The sequence below is a fragment of the Achromobacter xylosoxidans genome (assembly GCF_002192695.1).
In the GTDB taxonomy this organism is placed as follows: Bacteria; Pseudomonadota; Gammaproteobacteria; order Burkholderiales; family Burkholderiaceae_B; genus Achromobacter; species Achromobacter xylosoxidans_C.
On sequence record NZ_MTLG01000011.1, the window covers coordinates 217,970 to 233,974 of the forward strand.

Here is a 16,005-nt window from a genome sequence, read left to right on the forward strand (position 1 = left end):
TTCATTTTGCGGGTCCGGTGTCACTCGGCCTGCAGCACGCCGGCCGCCACCAGCGCATCCGCGAGGCGCATGTACCGGTCCACCGAAATATCCTCGGCGCGCGCCGTGGGCGCGATGTCGAGCGCTTCCCAGGGCACCTGCGCGGCCCAGTCCGCCAACACCCGGCGCAACATCTTGCGGCGCTGCGAAAACGCGCGCGCAACCACTGTTTCGAAGGCGCGCTCGCTGACCGGACGCAGGCGATCCGCCGGCAAGGGCACCATGCGCACGATCGCCGACACCACCTTGGGCGGCGGATCGAAGGCTTCCGGCGGCACGTCGAACAGCTTGTGCATGCGGTAGCGCGATTGCAGCATCACCGACAGGCGGCTGAAGTCGCCCGACCCCGGTTGCGCGACCATGCGGTCGATCACTTCCCGCTGCAGCATGAAATGCTGGTCGCGGACGTGGTCGGCCCAGCCCATCAGGTGGAACAGCAGCGGGCTGGAGATGTTGTAGGGCAGGTTGCCCACCACACGCAGCGCCGGCCCGAATTGGGAAAAATCCACCGTCAATGCATCGGCCTCGACCACGGTCAGGCGGGTGGCGTCGAACTGCTTGCGCAAGCGCGCCGCCAGGTCGCGGTCGATCTCGACCGCCGTCAGGTGATCCAGGCGTTCGAGCAAGGGCCGGGTAAGCGCGGACAAGCCCGGGCCGATTTCGACCACGGTATCGTCGCGGGCGGGCGAAACCGCCCGGACGATGGACTCGACCACGCTCTCGTCGGTCAGGAAGTTCTGGCCAAAGCGCTTGCGCGCCTGGTGCTGGGACATGTAAAGCCTGTAATGCGTTTAGCGGTTGTTCTGCTGGATCTTCTGCTGCTTTTCCAGGCGGTTGTCGATGTACGCCTGGGCGCGCAGCTGCTCGAGCCAATCCTCGAAAGCCGGCTGGGCGCGGCGTTCGAACAGGATCTGACGGGCCTTCATGCGGGCCATGTCGTCGGTGGCGTCATGCTGGCGGCGTTCTTCCACTTCGATCAGGTGCCAGCCGAAAGGCGATTGCACCGGCTGGCTGATTTCGCCCGGCTTCAAGGCGTTCATGGCGGCCTCGAACGGCGGCACGGTTTCGCCCGGGTTCAACCAGCCCAGTTCGCCGCCTTGCGGGGCGGTCGCATCCTGCGAATACTGGCGCGCCATGTCCTCGAACTTGGCGCCGCCGCTCACCAGGCGCTGGCGCACCTGCTCCAGGCGCTGGCGCGCCAATTCGTCGCTCATGACGGTGGAGGTCTTGATCAGGATGTGGCGCGCGCGGGTCTGCATCACTTCCACCGGGCCTTGGTGCGCAGGCGCCTGCGCGGGCGCGGCGGCGGGTTGCGGCGCCTGGGCCGGCGCTGGGGCGCGGGCCGTGCGCGCGGGCGCCGGCTGGGCGGTGCCGCGGTCCATCACCTTGATGATGTGGAAACCGTTGCCGCTCTGGATCAGGCCGCTGACCTGGCCTTTCTGCAAATTGCCGACAGCCTGCACGAACAGGTCGGGCCAGCCGTCCAGCGGACGCACGCCCATGACGCCGCCTTGCAGGGCTTCCGGGCCGTCCGAGGCCGCGGCAGCCAGGCTGGCGAAGTCATCGCCGCGCTTGGCTTGCGCCAGCAGGCCTTCGGCCTTCTTGCGCAGCGCCGCCAATTGCTCGGGCGACGAGCCCTCGGGCACGCGCACCAGGATCTGGGCCAGGGCGTAGAGCATCGGCCCCGAAGGCGCTGCCGCCTGCTGGGGTTCGGGCTGCGGTTGGGCCTGCGGTTGCGGGGCCGCTTGCGGTGCCGCGCCGAACGCCGGGTTACGGCGCTGATCCTTCAGGAAGGCATCGACTTCGGCGTCCGAAATCACAATCGTGGAATCCACCGCGCGCTGGCGCAGGCGATCCGTGCGGATCTCGTCGCGCAGCGCCTTGCGGTAGCTATCCCAATTCGTGCCGGATTTTTCGATCTCCTGGCGCAACTGGGCCACGGTGATCTTGTTGCGGCCGGCAATGGTCTGGATCGCCTGGTCGATTTGCGCGTCGTCCACGCGTATGCCCAGACGATCGGCTTCATGGCGCTGCACGCGCTCCATGATGAGGCGCTGCAGCACCTGGTGCTGCAGGGTCTGGTCGTCCGGCACCTGGATGCCGCGAGTCTTCAGCTCGCCCGAAATACGCAAGGACGCGTCACGCAGCTCGCGCAGCGTGATCACGTCCTTGTCCACCACTGCGGCAATCCCGTCGACGAACTGCTCGCGTTGGGGCGCGGGCGCCGGCGCGGCGCTCTTCTGCGCGGCGGAATTCGGCTTGGCGCCATTGTTCACGGCCTTGCCGCCCTGTTCGGCCGCATGGGCCACGGGCAAGCCGGCGCACACGGCCAGCAGCAGCGCATTGCCGGAGAGGCGGCGCAAAGAGTGCAACCTACGCATCATTCATACCTTTCAAATGTGGTCCCGGTGGGCACAGGCGGCGTAATGCGCGAGTAGCCGGGGATACTTCTGTTCAGCAGGTTCATCGGGTCGGTTCCCAGGGAACCCAGGCCCGTCAGCTCAAGCTGGAAGAACAGTGCCGAGTTGGCGTCCGTGGCGGAGACCGCGTATCGCTGGTAGACCATGCGGCCCACCCAGCAGCAATCTCCCTTGTACTCCAGGCCGGCGATCGCCTGCGTGACGCGAGGCGAATCCGTTGTATTGGCCAGCGTGCTGGAGGGACCGCTGCGCAGCGAATAATCCACCCGGCCCACGCCGTACCAACGCTTGGAGAACGGCCATTGCACCGCAAGGCTCACCTGGTTCTGCCCCTGCGCCTGATACTGAACGCCGGGTTGGGGATCGCGCTGGTAGCGGTATGACACCGCTACCGTCGTCAAACGCTGTGGCGTCCAACGCGCGCTGATCAATCCGCGCGACCATTTGTCGTCGTAGGGATTGTATTGCGCGGCGACATCGGTGCTGAGCGTGTCGGTCAGGGCCGCGCTGGCGCCCACTAGGAAGTCGGAGCGTACATTTTCGCGGGGAATCTCGCCGGGCAGCGTGACCTTCTGGTCTGCAAAGTACAGCCGCTGCGCAACACCGAGCGACATCCGCTCAAAACCGGTGTTGGCATCCAGCCAGCGCGTCGTCAACGCCGCAGTCAGCTGGTTCGCATTCGCAATGCGGTCCCAGCCGCCAGAATAAATATTCTCTTCGAACGCCTGCGAAAAGCTGAAATCCGCCAGCGATGTGTCATATACAGGTATCTTCGACTGGTCGCGGTACGGCACATACAGGTAGTACAGGCGCGGTTCCAGGGTTTGGATGGACGCCTTGCCGAAGAGCGAGGTATCGCGCTCGAAAATCAAGCCCGAGTCCACCGACATGATCGGCACCGTTCGAGATTGAGACCGTGGATACCCAAACGAAGTACCCGCAGCATCCGTATTCCCGCTGTTCAAGCGCAGCCAATCTTTACCGTACCAGCTGGTCTGGTATTGCGTGTAGTTCACGCCTACCTTGGGCACGATAAACCAGCCCGGTTTCACGATCGGATATGAAACCGTCGGGTACGTTTGCAGGCGATCGCCTTGAGGCCCCTGGCGTACGCCACCCACGTTAGGAATGCTGAAGCGTACAGCGGTGGAGGTCCAATCGACGTCAAAACCGCCCCAGTCGTAGCGTGCGCCACGCAAATACAGCTCGGGCACCTTATCGTACGGAGGGACCAACGGCGCATCGGGGTCCTGCAGCGTCTGGTATTTGTAGACCTGGACGTAGGTGCTCCAGTAGTCCGAAGCCCAACCCACGCGGCCGCGTTGCGGCAAGTAAGTGGTGGACGCCTGGTTCAGACCCAGCTGGGAGATATCGCGGAAATAGTTGTCGTCCGAAACTTTGGCGACATCCCAATCTGCGTAGAATCCATGCGAAAACGTCTGCTGGTGACGCCACAAGTACATCCAGCGGTCGCTGTCAGTGAGCTTGTCATTGGGCAGATAGGTGCCTACCACTGTGCCCGTATAACCTGGCCCAAGATAGCGGAACTCCCCGCCCAGCTGTACGCCGCGCTTGGAGAAGTAGCGCGGCTGTACGGTCAGATCGTAGTTCGGCGCCAGATTCAGGTAATACGGAATCGAAAAATCCAAGCCGCCCTGGCTGGTCGTGCCGTAGGTCGGCATCAGGAAACCCGACTTGCGCTCCTTCTTGACCGGAAAGGTCATGTAGGGCGACGCCAGGATGGGCACGTCCTTGAAATACAGCACGCCATTGCGCGCCACGCCTTCGTTCTCGTCGAAGTCGATGTCGACGGTATTGGCCTTGATGTACCAGGACGGCGTTTCGCAGGCGCAGCCACTATACGTCACCGTTTGCAGACGCATCTGCGACCGGCTGAAGATGTCCGCATGCTCGGCGACCGCAAAGCCGCCGTTGGCGCCCATCCAGAAATTGGGTTTTTCGATTTCGCCCGAGGACTTGTCGACGTTGAACTTCGCGTTCGGCCCGATCACCAGGGTGCCGTCGCGCATCATGCGCGCGCTGCCCTGGACGTCGACTTCGCCCGTGTCCTTGCGGTAGTTGATGCGGTCGCCCTTGATCACGCTGTCGATGCGGCGCACCTGGGCATTGCCGGTCAGGGTCAGGTCGGAATCCGGATCGCCATCGATGCTGTCCGCCTCCATGAAGGAGGGAATGCTGTCGTCCGGCAAGCGGTGCATCCGCAGGCCCGGCGAGGTGCGCAACACGGGAGTCGCCGAGGTCGACGACGCGGCGGGAACGCTGCCCTGGCTGCCTTGGGCCTGGACGGCTCCGGCAGCGACACTGACAGCAGAGAGGATCAACCATCGAACCTTGCGCACGAGTGAAAACAGCCCTTTTTGACGATGGTGGGAACGCGACACCGGCACCCACGGAGGGCCAATGCTAACGGAAACGAGCCGGTATTATAGAGAAGCCGCGCCATAGGCCCAGACTTATGTGCTCGGGACACAATTCTCAGCAATATTGCCTTTCTGACACGGATCTTCCTTGAAAAACGATCACGACCCCCGCCTGGAGCAGATCCGCAACTGGCTGGGCAGCCTGCCCGCCAGCCTGAACCTGGCCATCGACACGCTGCGCCCGGCGTCGGCCGACGCCAGTTTCCGCCGCTATTTCAGGCTGGACGCCGGCGAGCGCACCCTGATAGTCATGGATGCCCCGCCCGCGCACGAGGATTGCCGCCCCTTCCTGCACGTGGACCGCTTGCTGGCGGACGTGGGCCTGAACGTGCCCGCCGTGCTGGAACAGAATCTGGACCAGGGCCTGCTGCTGCTGTCCGACCTGGGCGAGCAGACCTATTACCAGCGCATCCAGGCGGGACTGCCGGACAGCGAACTGCAGACGCTGTACCGCGAGGCCCTGGCCGCGCTGGTCCGCCTGCAGCAGGCGTCCACCGCCGGCCTGGGCACCTACGACACGACCCGCCTGGCCGACGAGCTCAAGCTCTTCCCCGAGTGGTACGTGCAGAAGCATCATGGCGTGACCCTGGACGACAAGACGGCGAACGCGCTGGACAAGATCTTCGCGCTGCTCTCCACCAGCAACGGCGGACAGGCCCAGGTGCTGGTGCACCGCGATTACCATTCGCCCAACCTGATGGTCTGCGACCAGCCGCAATACGGCCCCAACCCGGGCATCATCGACTTCCAGGATGCGCTGATCGGCCCGATCACCTACGACCTGGCCTCGCTGGTGACCGACGCCCGCACCACCTGGGAAGAGCCCCAGCAGCTGGACTGGGCCATCCGCTACTGGGAAATGGCGCGGGCCGCGGGCTTGCCGGTGGACTCGGATTTCGCCGAATTCCACCGCGCCTATGAATGGATGGGCCTGCAGCGCAACCTGCGTATCCTGGGGGTCTTTGCCCGCCTGAATCACCGCGACGGCAAGGCGCATTACCTGGCCCACATTCCGCGCATGAACGGCTATGTGCGCCAGGTCGCCCAGCGCTACGGCGTCTTCACACCGCTGCTGCGCCTGCTGGACAAGCTGGACGACCGCCAGGTCAGCGTCGGATACACCTTCTGATGCGGGCCATGATCCTCGCGGCGGGCCGCGGCGAACGCATGCGCCCGCTGACCGACCGCCTGCCCAAGCCTCTGCTTGCCGTGGGCGGCCAGCCGCTCATCGTCTGGCATCTGCGGCGGCTGGCGGCCGCCGGCATCCGCGACATCGTCATCAACCACGCCTGGCTCGGCCACGAAATCGAACAGGCGCTGGGCGACGGCGGCACGTACGGCGTACAGATCCGCTATTCGGCCGAAGCCGTCGCGCTGGAAACCGCCGGCGGCATCGTCCAGGCGCTGCCGCTGCTGGGCGACGAATCCTTCCTGGTCGTCAATGGCGACGTCTGGTGCGACTGGGATCCGGCCGCGGCGGCGGATCTGGCGCGCGGCGTCCCCGCAGGCGGCGCCTGGCTGCTGCTGGTGGATAACCCGCCCCAGCATCCCGCCGGCGATTTCCGCCTGGATGCCGACGGCAGCGTCCATGCCCAGGGCGAACCTCGTTTGACCTTTGCAGGCATCGGCGTCTACCATCCCTCGTTGTTCGCCGACGTCCCCCGGGGCGCAGCGGCGCCCCTGGCGCCCTTGCTGCGGCAGGCCATGGCTCGCGACCTGGTGCGCGGCGCGCGCCACGAAGGCAAATGGACGGATGTCGGCACGCCGCAGCGGTTGGCTGACCTGGACGCGGAACTCAACGGACAGGTCCGCTGATGTCCACATATTTCACAATATCAAGGTGCGCAACCAGGCTTGTCCGCGCACCCAACGGGCCCGGCTAACCGGGTATTCTCTAGCGCTTTGGCCTGCGCGCGCAGCGCGCCGGCAGGCAAATACACAGGAAGTTTTCTAGGAATGGGGATGTTTGGAAGATCGCAACGGGCTGTGTTCAAGCCCTCCGTGTACCAGCCCGGCCAACGCACGCGCCGCATGCCGCGCTGGCTGGTCCTGCTGCTGGTGGGCATCGCCCTGGGCGCCGGCGGCGTGCTCTTCCTGCAGACCAACTACGGCCCGCAACGCCTGACGGTGGAGCAGTCCGAGCAGCTGCACAGCGAACTGAGCACCGCCAACCTGGAGCGCCAGCGCCTGCAAAGCCAGCTCGAGGAAGCCACCCAGCAGCGCGACGCCAACAAGTCCGGCCACGAAAAACTGACCGCCGACCTTTCTGACGCCCGCAGCAAGATCGACACGCTGAACAAGGAACTGGTGCTGTTCCAGGACGCCATGCCGGCCGATCCGCGCGGCGGCAACCTGGGCATCCGCTCGGCTACCTTCAAGCGCGCGCCCGGCCTGCTGGACTACCAGGTGCTGGTCATGCGCGAGGACCGTCAGGGTGCGCCGTTCAAGGGCACGCTGACCTTCTCCATCGACGGCACCTACCCGAACGGCCGCGCCGCCACCGTCACGCCGGAAGGCCCCGCCCTGAACGTCGACCGTTACGACTACGCGCTGGGCCAGCTGAAGCTGCCTGACGGCTTCACGGCCAAGGTCGTGGTATTGCGCGTGCTGGACGGCGCCCAGAAACAGCAGGCAATGCGTATCTATTACGTGCGCAACTGATACGTCGCGCCGCCCCGAAGACCCGCCCTGATCCGGCGGGTTTTTTTTGTCTTGCCAAAATAGTTGCGTGCGCAACCTCTTGCGAATATAGTTGCGTGAACAACCAATATCTGGAGACACCATGCCGTTACCCGCGCACGTTCCCGTCCTGATCGCCGGCGGCGGCCCCGTCGGCCTGACGCTGGCCGCCCTGCTGGCCGAATACGGCATCGCCTCGCTGACGCTGGAGGCTGACGACGACTATTGCAGCGGCAGCCGCGCCATCTGCATCTCGCGGCGATCGCAGGAAATCATGGGCTGGGTCGGCGCCGACCGCCCCCTGATGGCCACCGGCCTGGCCTGGACCGGAGGCCGCAGCTACTACCGCAACAGCGAGGTCCTGCATTTCGAGATGCCGCACGACCCGCTGCAGCGCTACGCGCCCATGGTCAACATTCAGCAGTACGCGGTCGAGGAATACGCCCACCAGGCCATGCAGCGCCATCCGGCGCTGGCCGCGCTGCGCTGGTCGGCGCGGCTCGCCGGCCTGCGCACGGACGCGGACGGCGTCACCGCCGAAGTGGACGCCGAAGGCGGCCGCCAGACCGTGCGCGCCGATTGGCTAATCGCCTGCGACGGCGGCCGCAGCACCGTGCGCGAAGCCCTGGGCCTGAAACTGGAAGGCATGCAGTACGAAGGACGCTACGTCATAGTCGACATCGAACAGGAGTCCAACCGCCCCGTGGAACGCCTGGCCTGGTTCGATCCGCCGTCCAACCCCGGTTCCACCCTGCTCATGCACCGCCAGCCCGGCAACGTCTGGCGGGTGGACTACCAGATCCGCGACGACGAGGACCCCGAAGAGGCGGTCAAGCCGGAAAACGTGCTGCCGCGCGTGCAGAGCCACCTGGACATGATCGGCGAGACCGCGCCCTGGAAGCCGTTGTGGATCTCCATCTATAACGCCAAGTGCCTGACCTTGGACAGTTACCGCCATGGACGCGTGCTGTTCGCCGGCGATGCCGCCCACCTGGTGCCGATCTTCGGCGTGCGCGGCCTGAACTCGGGACTGGACGACGCCGGCAACCTGGCCTGGAAGCTGGCCTGGGTGCTGCAAGGCCAGGCCCCCGACAGCCTGCTGGACAGTTACAGCGTGGAGCGCGTGCACGCCACCCGCCAGAACCTGGCCTACGGCGCCAAGAGCACCGAATTCATGGCCCCGCCGGACTTTGGCTTTCGCTTGATGCGCGAGGCCGCGCTGCGCCTGGCGCTGACCGACGAGCGCGTGCGCCAGCTCATCAACCCGCGGCAGTCGGCGCCCATTTCCTATGACGCCTCGCCGCTGAACCTGGCTGACGGCGCGCAGCAAGCCGGCGCCGTCGCCGCGCCCGGCCAACCCGCCCCCGAGGCGCTGCTGCAGGATGGCGGCACGCCGCTGCATCTCAGCGCCTGCTTCGGGGCCGGCTTCGTCGCGCTGGCGCTGGACCCGGACGCCCAACTGGCAGCCGAACTGGACGCCCTGGCCGCTGCCACCCGCGATGCGCCCCGGCCGCTGCGCGTGCTGAAGACGGGCAAAGACGCCCTGCAAGACCCGCACGGACAATTGCGCCAGCGCTACGGCGCGCATGCCGGCAGCGTCTACCTGCTGCGGCCGGACGGCTACGTGCTGGGCCGCTGGATCGCTCCCGCGGCCGCCAGCCTGCGCGCCGCGCTCAAGCCCTACTACCCCTCGATCGCCCTGGATACGCCCAAGGAACAGCAAGCATGAACAACGAAGAACTGGACCAGGTCTATACCGCCATGGCGCAGACCCTGACGCGCGTCGGCGAGGAACAGGCGTCGCTCTTCCTGTCGATCCTGAGCCTGTCGCTGCTGGCCCGATTGGGCGATGCGCGCGACGCCGCCGCGCTGCTGGCGCAGGCGGAAGCCGCCTGCCTGGCCAACGGCCCTGTGGCACACTATCCCGCATCTGCCCCTGCCCGCCCGACGTGAACCCGCCTGCCCTCGAACGATTCCTGACCTACCGCCTGCACGTGCTCAACAAGATCACGGACAGGGACACGAATCGCGCCTATCTGGAAGACTGCGGCATTCCGCTAGGCGAGGCGCGCTGCCTGGCGGCCATCGGCCGCTACGCGCCGCTCTCGGTCAACGACCTGGCGCGCGCGGCCAATCTGAACAAGGGCCAGGCCAGCCGCTCGGCGCAGGCGCTGGTGGACCGCGGCCTGGTGGAAAAAACCATGTCCGCCTCCGACGGCCGCGGCGTGGTGCTGGCGCCGACCCAGGCCGGCCTGGCGCAATACCAGCGCGTCATCGACCTGATCGCCCAGCGCAACGAGGAAATCTTCGGCTGCCTCAGCGCCGACGAACAGCGCCAGCTGGGCGACATGCTGGACCGCGTCATCGGCCATCTGCAGCCGGACGCGGACGGCGCGCAAGACCTGCTCGCGCCCGCGCCGCCGCAAGACACGCGCTAAGCCTTGGGCGCGGTCGCACCCAGTTGCGCCGCGGCCTCGTCCATGAACTGCGCCATGCGCACGTCCAGCTCGGTCACGCCGCCGGCGTCGTGCGTGGTCAGGGTCACGTCGACGCGGTTGTAGACGTTGGTCCACTCGGGGTGATGGTTCAGCTTCTCCGCGAACATGGCGACGCGCGCCATGAAGCCGAATGCCGTATTGAAATTGGGAAAACGGAAGCGCTTTTCGATGGCGTCGCGCATCGCCACGGCCTGCCAGCCGGACAAGGCGGCCACGGCGGTATCGGTGCCGACGCGGGCGGGAGGGAACATGCTCATGACGGACTCCAAAAAAACAGGCGGCGGCGCGTCGCGCCAGCCGCCTTGGACACTGGGCTGGCCCAGGCCTACTGCTGGACCGCGTACAGGTAGATTTCCACCCGGCGGTTCAGCGCGCGGCCTTCGGCGGTCGCATTGTCGCCGATCGGATCGTTCGGCCCGCGGCCCTCGACCGTCAGGCGGCCCGCGGCCACGCCCTGCTTGCCGAGGTAGTCCGTCACGCTCTTGGCACGATTGACCGACAGCGTCTGGTTGTGCGCCAGGGCGCCCGTGCTGTCGGTATGGCCGACGACCTTGGCCCGCAGTTCAGGATGCTGGTTGAGCGAACGCGCCACGCTGTCCAGCACCGGCAGCAGCGCGGGCTTGAGCTGCGTCTTGTCGGTATCGAACGACACGCCGCTGGGAATGTTGACCTTGAGGCTGCCGTCGGGCATTTCGACCACGTCGATGCCCAGCGACGAAGCGCCCGACTTCTGCACGTCTTCCTTGACGACCTTCCAGTTGTAGCCGACCAGGCCGCCCGCCACCGCGCCGATGCCAGCGCCAATGGCCGCGCCCTTGCCGTGGCCGATCAGCGCCCCGATGCCGGCGCCGATCGCGGCCCCCGCGCCCGTGCCCACGGCGGTATTGGTCTGCTGCTGCGTGGCGCATCCCGCCAGCAATGCACCCGCCGCCGCAACGACTGCGATCCGGTTGAATATTGTTCTTGAGCTCATGGCAACCTCCACTTATTTCCGTCGGTGTGCCGGATCATTCCGGCCAGACCATGCTAGCAAGCACGCGAAGGATGGCGGGCAACATTTTGTACTATCAGGAGGACCCTGAAGATAGCGCGGCCGCGCGGTGAGGCACGGCCGCGGCCAGGGCGGAAACGCGCCCAGTTCCGCAACAATGGGCTACATTCCACCCGCCGCCGGCCTCTCATGCGAAGGCCGGCGCCTGGCGCCTAACGCTGCTGGAACGTCCGGCGCGCCACGTTCAGCGACACCATGGCCATGAGCGCGATGGCCAGCAGGTAGTAGCTCGGCGACAGCTTGGAATCGGTGGCCGCGATCAGCCAGGTCAGGATGAATGGCGCGAAACCGCCGAAGATCGTCACCGCGATGTTGTAGCCCAGGGACAGGCCGGTGGTGCGCACCTGCACGGGGAAGATGGCGGACATCAGCGCCGGCATGGGCGCGAAGTACGCCGTCGCCAATACGCCCAGGATGACCTGCACGATCATCAGCACGCCCACGGTCGGATACGACACCAGCAGATAGAACAAGGGATAGCACAGCAGCGCTGTCGCCAGGGCCGCGGCCGTCATGATGCGCGCGGGTCCGATGCGATCGGCCAGCGCGCCGACGAAGGGCGCGCCTACCGTCATGATGACGCCCGTGACCAGCGTCGCCAGAAAGCCGATGGTGGGCGGCAGGCCCAGCTGACGGATCGAGTACGTGGGCATGTACAGGGCCAGGTAGTTGCCCACCGAGCCCAGCGCCACGAAGCCGACGGTGACCAGCAGGCGCAGCTTCTGCCCCGCGAACATGTCGCTCAGCGGCGAAGCCGAGGCCTCTGCCGCGCTGAACTCCGGCGTTTCATCCATGTGATGACGGATGTAGTAGCCCACCGGCGCGATCAACAGGCCGAAGACGAACGGAATGCGCCAACCCCAGCTTTCCAGCTGGGCCTGGGTCAGCGTCGCGTTGAGCACCGCGCCGAACAAGGCGGCGAGCAGGATCGCGGCGCCCTGGCTGGCGACCTGCCAGCTGGCGTAGTAGGCGCGCCGGTCCGGCGCATACTCAATCAGGAAAGCCGTGGCGCTGCCGAATTCCCCGCCCGCCGAGAAGCCCTGGATCAACCGGGCGACCAGGATGATGATCGATGCGGCCACGCCGATCTGCGCATGCGTGGGCACCACCACGATGATCAGCGTGCCTATCATCATCAGGAAAATGGATGCCGTCAGCGCCGCCTTGCGGCCGGCCCGGTCGGCATAGCTGCCCAGCACGATGGCGCCCAGCGGCCGCATCAGGAACGACACGCCGAAGGTGGCCAAGGCCAGCAACAGCGAGGAACTCTCGCTGGCCGACGGAAAGTAAAGCTTGGCGATGATCAGCGCAAAAGTGCCGTACGCGATCATGTCGAACCATTCCAGCGCATTGCCTATGGACGCGGCGATCACCGCGCGCCGCGCCTGGGCGCGCCGGTCGCCTGCCGGCGCCGCCTTGCCGCGGCCGGCAGCGGCCGCGTTCCACGTAGTCTTCTCCGAGTAAGCCATTTTTCCCTCTGTTTTTTTGAAGAGTAGTTATCGATTCAACTCATTGCCGGGCCATCGCAAGATGGCCCGCCAGCTTTTCCATGAATTGTTCGCACAGGCTGATCTGCGACAGCGCGACATACTCGTCCGGCCGGTGCGCCTGCTGCAGATTGCCGGGGCCGCAGATGACCGCCGTCATGCCGGCCCGCTGGAACAGGCCGGCCTCCGTGCAGTACGCCACCTTCTCGGTGCCGCGCGCGCCAGTCAGCGCCTGCGCCAGCCGCGCGATCTCGGCGGTCGCGGCGGTATCGAAACCGGGCACCTCGGCCAGCGCTTCCAGCTCGATGTCGGCCTGCGGGTTCTCTGCCTTGATGCGGTCGCGCAGCTCGCCGGTGATGTAGCGGCGCAGGCCGCCGATCACGTCCGGCGCCAGCACGCCCGGGATGGTGCGGAACTCGAACTCGAACTGACAGCGATCCGGAATCGTGTTGACGGACAGGCCGCCCGAGATCGTGCCGGTGTTGGCGGTGGTGTACGGCACCTCGAAATCCTGGTCGAAGGGGCCGTTCTGGCGATGGCCGTCGGCCATGTCGCGGATGTGGCAGATGGCGCGCGCCGCGTACTCGATCGCATTGACGCCGCGCGGCGTCAGCGAGGAATGCGCGGCCTGCCCGTGCACGGTGCAGCGGTACAGATTGCTGCTCTTGTGCGCCGAAATGACGCGCATTTCCGTGGGCTCGCCGACGATGCAGCTGTCGGGCCGGATTTCCAGCTTCGCCAGTTCGCGCAGCATGGCATCCGCCCCCAGGCAGCCGACCTCCTCGTCATAGCTCAGGGCCAGATGCAGCGGCACGCGCAGGCGCCGCGACGTGAACGACGGCAGCATGGCCAGCGCCGTTCCGATGAAGCCCTTCATGTCGCAAGTGCCGCGGCCATACAGTCGGCCATCGCGCACCTCGGGCGCGAACGGATCACTGCTCCAGGCTTGGCCGTCCACCGGCACCACGTCGGTATGGCCCGACAGCACCACCCCGCCCTGCGTGCCGCCGTCGCCGGCGGGCACGGTCACGAAGAGATTTGCCTTCTTGCCGTCGGCGTTGTAGATCAGCCTGGGCGCCAGGCCGGCCGAGGCCAGGTGGTCGCGCACGGTTTCGATCAGGCCCAGATTGGACAGGCGGCTGGTCGTATCGAAGCGCACCAGCCGTTCTATCCATTCCAGGGAACGGGGAAGCTCTGCAGTATTCATGGGTCGTACCCTAAGGTTGAGGCCTGGCGCTCAGGCAGCCTTGCCCCGCGCCGCATCCAGAAAGCGCGCTAGTCTAGCCACGCCTTCATCCAGCCGCTCATGCGCGCTGGCGTAGCACCAGCGCAGATAGCCCTCGCCCTCGGGACCGAAAGCCATGCCCGGCGCCAGGCCCAGCCCGCCGCGCACGACCAGGTCCTTGCAGAACGCCAGGCTGTCCGACACGCCACGGATACGGAAGAAGGTGTACATCGCCCCCGGCGCCGCGCCGGCCAGCTCGACCCCGGGCACCTGCGACAGCTTCGACGCCAGGTGGTCGCGCGCCAATCGCAGGCGTTGCACGGTGCGCGCAATGACGGGCTCGCCCTGTTCAAGCGCGCACAGCGCGGCGGTCTGCACGAAGCCAGGTGTGCAGGTGTTGCTGTATTCGATCAACTTGCCGATTTCCGGCAGCAGCCCACGCGGCACCACGACCCAGCCCACGCGCCAGCCCGTCATCAGCCAGGCTTTCGAAAACGAGTTGCAGCTGACCACGCGGTCGTCCGGCGCGGCGATGTCCAGGAAGGTGGGCGCCACCGCGCCTTCGTAGTAGTAGCGTTCGTAGACGTCGTCGGAAATGATCCAGATGCCGTGCTTGCGGCAGTGCTCCAGCACCGCGCGCTGCTGCTCGGCGCTCATCACCCAGCCCGTCGGATTGTTCGGCGAATTCACCAGGAGCGCCCGCACGTCCGGCGTCAGCGCGCCGAGCAAGGCGTCCAGGTCCAGGCGCCAGCCGCTCTCGGAGAACGACAGCGCAACCGTCGTCACGCTTGCCCCCAGCACCTTGGGCATTTCCACCAGATTGGGCCACAGCGGCGTCACGGCGACCACGCGATCGCCCGCGCCCACGATGGCCTGCACGGCCGTCATCAGCGCCGAGGTGCCCGAGCTGGTCACCGCGATGTTGTCCACATCGCGCTGGCCGTGCAGGCCGCTCACATATCCGGCCAGGCGTTCGCGCAAAGCGGGCACGCCCAGGGTCTGTACATAGAAGGTCTGCCCGGAAGCGATATGGGCGATGGCCGCGTCGCGGAATGCGGGCGGCGTCTGCTCGTCGGGTTCGCCGAACCAGAAGGGCAGCACGTCGGCGCGGCCCATGCCTGCATTGGCGACTTCGCGGATTTGCGACGAACGCAAGGTCTGCACGCCGGCGCGCGCGGTCGCGCCAAGGCCGCCGGAAGATACTGCTGTATTCATGCCTGTTCCTGTCTTGCCAGAAGAAAGAGATCGCGCCGCCGGTTCAGCGGCAAGCCTCGCTGAACTGCGCGCGCGCTTGGCGGGCGCCCCGGGCCAGCCAGGCCACGTCGGAGTGCAGCGCAATGAATTGCACGCCCAGCTTGCGGTAGCGCGCGGCCTCTTCGGGATCGTTGGCGAAGATGCCGACCGCCTTGCCCGCCGCGCGGCCGGCTTCGATCACGCGGCCGACGGCCTCGCGCACCTCGGCATGGGCCATGTCGCCCAGACGGCCCAGGCTGGCGGCCAGATCGGCGGTGCCGACGAACAGGCAGTCCGCTCCCGACAAGGCGGCAATGGCTTCCACGTTGCGCACCGCCTGCGCCGATTCGATCTGCAGGATCGCGCACGCCTGCTCATTGGCCCGCTTGACGTAGGAAGGGTCCTGTCCGTACATGCCGGCCCGCACCAGCCCCGCCACGCCGCGCACGCCGCCATTGCCCTCGGAGGGAAAGCGCATGGCCGCGATCGCGCGGCGCGCGTCCTCGGCCGTGTCGATGTTCGGGAAAATGATCGTCCGGGCGCCGCAGTCCATCGCGCGCTTGACCAGCGCCGCATCGTTCACCGTCACGCGCACAATCGGATACGCGGCGGCGCCATGCGCGCGCGCCGCGTCGATGGCCTGCAATTGCGCCGCCAGGCCCGCCACGTCATTGGGCGCATGCTCCATGTCGACGACCAGCCAGTCGAAGCCGCAGTGCGCAATCGCCTCGGCCACCGCCGGGCTCGCCAGCGTCAGCCAGCAGCCCTCGGAAGGCTGCAGCGCCAACAGCGCCGAGCGGATCGGATTCGGATCTTTCATGTCTGCTCCAAAGTGTTCAAACGGGGAGCATTCATGACGTCGACGCCCCCTCCAACAACCGAACAAAGATACCGGAGCAGAATCGCGAATATTTCCGAATTTTTGACGTGAA

General features: G+C 66.5%; 15 protein-coding genes. 6 read left to right on the plus strand and 9 right to left on the minus strand.

What is annotated here, in order from left to right:
- Window positions 1-20: 20 nt before the first annotated feature.
- The 3 genes from rsmA to BRO63_RS03435 are packed head-to-tail and all read right to left on the minus strand — an operon-like array spanning window position 21 to window position 4,819.
- Window positions 21-812 (minus strand): 16S rRNA (adenine(1518)-N(6)/adenine(1519)-N(6))-dimethyltransferase RsmA, encoded by a 792-nt coding sequence (rsmA, locus tag BRO63_RS03425; RefSeq protein WP_088138535.1) that lies wholly within the window; start codon window positions 810-812, stop codon window positions 21-23.
- 18 nt (window positions 813-830) lie between these two features.
- Entirely contained in the window at window positions 831-2,423 is a 1,593-nt protein-coding gene (locus BRO63_RS03430; protein ID WP_088138536.1) for a peptidylprolyl isomerase, read from the minus strand.
- Window positions 2,420-4,819 (minus strand): LPS-assembly protein LptD, encoded by a 2,400-nt coding sequence (locus BRO63_RS03435; protein WP_088138537.1) that lies wholly within the window; start codon window positions 4,817-4,819, stop codon window positions 2,420-2,422. The genes BRO63_RS03430 and BRO63_RS03435 overlap by 4 nt, the downstream gene beginning before the upstream one ends.
- Before the next feature lie 169 nt (window positions 4,820-4,988).
- Here BRO63_RS03435 and BRO63_RS03440 point away from each other — a divergent pair, with 169 nt between their 5' ends.
- The 6 genes from BRO63_RS03440 to BRO63_RS03465 all read left to right on the plus strand — a co-directional run bounded on the left by BRO63_RS03440 (window position 4,989) and on the right by BRO63_RS03465 (window position 10,017).
- Window positions 4,989-6,029, plus strand: a complete 1,041-nt coding sequence (locus BRO63_RS03440) for an aminoglycoside phosphotransferase family protein (RefSeq protein WP_088138538.1) — start codon at window positions 4,989-4,991, stop codon at window positions 6,027-6,029.
- On the plus strand, window positions 6,029-6,715 hold the full coding sequence (gene murU, locus BRO63_RS03445) for an N-acetylmuramate alpha-1-phosphate uridylyltransferase MurU (protein ID WP_088138539.1): 687 nt from the start codon (window positions 6,029-6,031) through the stop codon (window positions 6,713-6,715). Before BRO63_RS03440 ends, murU begins: the two co-directional genes overlap by 1 nt.
- A 147-nt stretch (window positions 6,716-6,862) precedes the next feature.
- Window positions 6,863-7,561, plus strand: coding sequence for a DUF6776 family protein (locus tag BRO63_RS03450; RefSeq protein ID WP_088138540.1), 699 nt, complete (start codon window positions 6,863-6,865; stop codon window positions 7,559-7,561).
- Between the two features lie 121 nt (window positions 7,562-7,682).
- Window positions 7,683-9,308, plus strand: coding sequence for an FAD-dependent oxidoreductase (locus tag BRO63_RS03455; protein ID WP_088138541.1), 1,626 nt, complete (start codon window positions 7,683-7,685; stop codon window positions 9,306-9,308).
- Window positions 9,305-9,532, plus strand: a complete 228-nt coding sequence (locus BRO63_RS03460; RefSeq protein WP_088138542.1) for a hypothetical protein — start codon at window positions 9,305-9,307, stop codon at window positions 9,530-9,532. The genes BRO63_RS03455 and BRO63_RS03460 overlap by 4 nt, the downstream gene beginning before the upstream one ends.
- On the plus strand, window positions 9,529-10,017 hold the full coding sequence (locus BRO63_RS03465) for a MarR family winged helix-turn-helix transcriptional regulator (protein ID WP_088138543.1): 489 nt from the start codon (window positions 9,529-9,531) through the stop codon (window positions 10,015-10,017). Before BRO63_RS03460 ends, BRO63_RS03465 begins: the two co-directional genes overlap by 4 nt.
- Here BRO63_RS03465 and BRO63_RS03470 read toward each other — a convergent pair.
- From BRO63_RS03470 to BRO63_RS03495, 6 genes are all read right to left on the minus strand, one after another.
- Window positions 10,014-10,334, minus strand: coding sequence for a 4a-hydroxytetrahydrobiopterin dehydratase (locus tag BRO63_RS03470; protein WP_088138544.1), 321 nt, complete (start codon window positions 10,332-10,334; stop codon window positions 10,014-10,016). The genes BRO63_RS03465 and BRO63_RS03470 overlap by 4 nt on opposite strands.
- A 68-nt stretch (window positions 10,335-10,402) precedes the next feature.
- Window positions 10,403-11,050, minus strand: a complete 648-nt coding sequence (locus tag BRO63_RS03475) for an OmpA family protein (protein ID WP_088138545.1) — start codon at window positions 11,048-11,050, stop codon at window positions 10,403-10,405.
- A gap of 230 nt (window positions 11,051-11,280) precedes the next feature.
- A complete protein-coding gene (locus BRO63_RS03480) occupies window positions 11,281-12,597 on the minus strand; it encodes an MFS transporter (RefSeq protein ID WP_256943231.1) in 1,317 nt (438 codons plus the stop codon).
- A 40-nt stretch (window positions 12,598-12,637) separates the two neighbouring features.
- Entirely contained in the window at window positions 12,638-13,822 is a 1,185-nt protein-coding gene (argE, locus tag BRO63_RS03485; RefSeq protein WP_088138546.1) for an acetylornithine deacetylase, read from the minus strand.
- 30 nt (window positions 13,823-13,852) lie between these two features.
- Window positions 13,853-15,055 carry a pyridoxal phosphate-dependent aminotransferase gene (locus BRO63_RS03490; protein WP_088138547.1) on the minus strand — a complete coding sequence of 401 codons (1,203 nt, stop codon included), beginning with the start codon at window positions 15,053-15,055 and terminating at the stop codon, window positions 13,853-13,855.
- A gap of 43 nt (window positions 15,056-15,098) precedes the next feature.
- A complete protein-coding gene (locus BRO63_RS03495; RefSeq protein WP_088138548.1) occupies window positions 15,099-15,893 on the minus strand; it encodes an HpcH/HpaI aldolase family protein in 795 nt (264 codons plus the stop codon).
- Between the last annotated feature and the right edge of the window lie 112 nt (window positions 15,894-16,005).

Excerpts from the sequence above, each read along its gene's own strand:
- rsmA (WP_088138535.1), bottom strand. The coding sequence starts at position 812 with ATGTCCCAGCACCAGGCGCGCAAGCGCTTTGGCCAGAACTTCCTGACC.
- BRO63_RS03430 (WP_088138536.1), bottom strand. The coding sequence starts at position 2,423 with ATGATGCGTAGGTTGCACTCTTTGCGCCGCCTCTCCGGCAATGCGCTG.
- murU (WP_088138539.1), top strand. The coding sequence starts at position 6,029 with ATGCGGGCCATGATCCTCGCGGCGGGCCGCGGCGAACGCATGCGCCCG.
- BRO63_RS03450 (WP_088138540.1), top strand. The coding sequence starts at position 6,863 with ATGTTTGGAAGATCGCAACGGGCTGTGTTCAAGCCCTCCGTGTACCAG.
- BRO63_RS03455 (WP_088138541.1), top strand. The coding sequence starts at position 7,683 with ATGCCGTTACCCGCGCACGTTCCCGTCCTGATCGCCGGCGGCGGCCCC.
- BRO63_RS03460 (WP_088138542.1), top strand. The coding sequence starts at position 9,305 with ATGAACAACGAAGAACTGGACCAGGTCTATACCGCCATGGCGCAGACC.
- BRO63_RS03470 (WP_088138544.1), bottom strand. The coding sequence starts at position 10,334 with ATGAGCATGTTCCCTCCCGCCCGCGTCGGCACCGATACCGCCGTGGCC.
- BRO63_RS03475 (WP_088138545.1), bottom strand. The coding sequence starts at position 11,050 with ATGAGCTCAAGAACAATATTCAACCGGATCGCAGTCGTTGCGGCGGCG.
- BRO63_RS03480 (WP_256943231.1), bottom strand. The coding sequence starts at position 12,597 with ATGGCTTACTCGGAGAAGACTACGTGGAACGCGGCCGCTGCCGGCCGC.
- argE (WP_088138546.1), bottom strand. The coding sequence starts at position 13,822 with ATGAATACTGCAGAGCTTCCCCGTTCCCTGGAATGGATAGAACGGCTG.
- BRO63_RS03490 (WP_088138547.1), bottom strand. The coding sequence starts at position 15,055 with ATGAATACAGCAGTATCTTCCGGCGGCCTTGGCGCGACCGCGCGCGCC.
- BRO63_RS03495 (WP_088138548.1), bottom strand. The coding sequence starts at position 15,893 with ATGAAAGATCCGAATCCGATCCGCTCGGCGCTGTTGGCGCTGCAGCCT.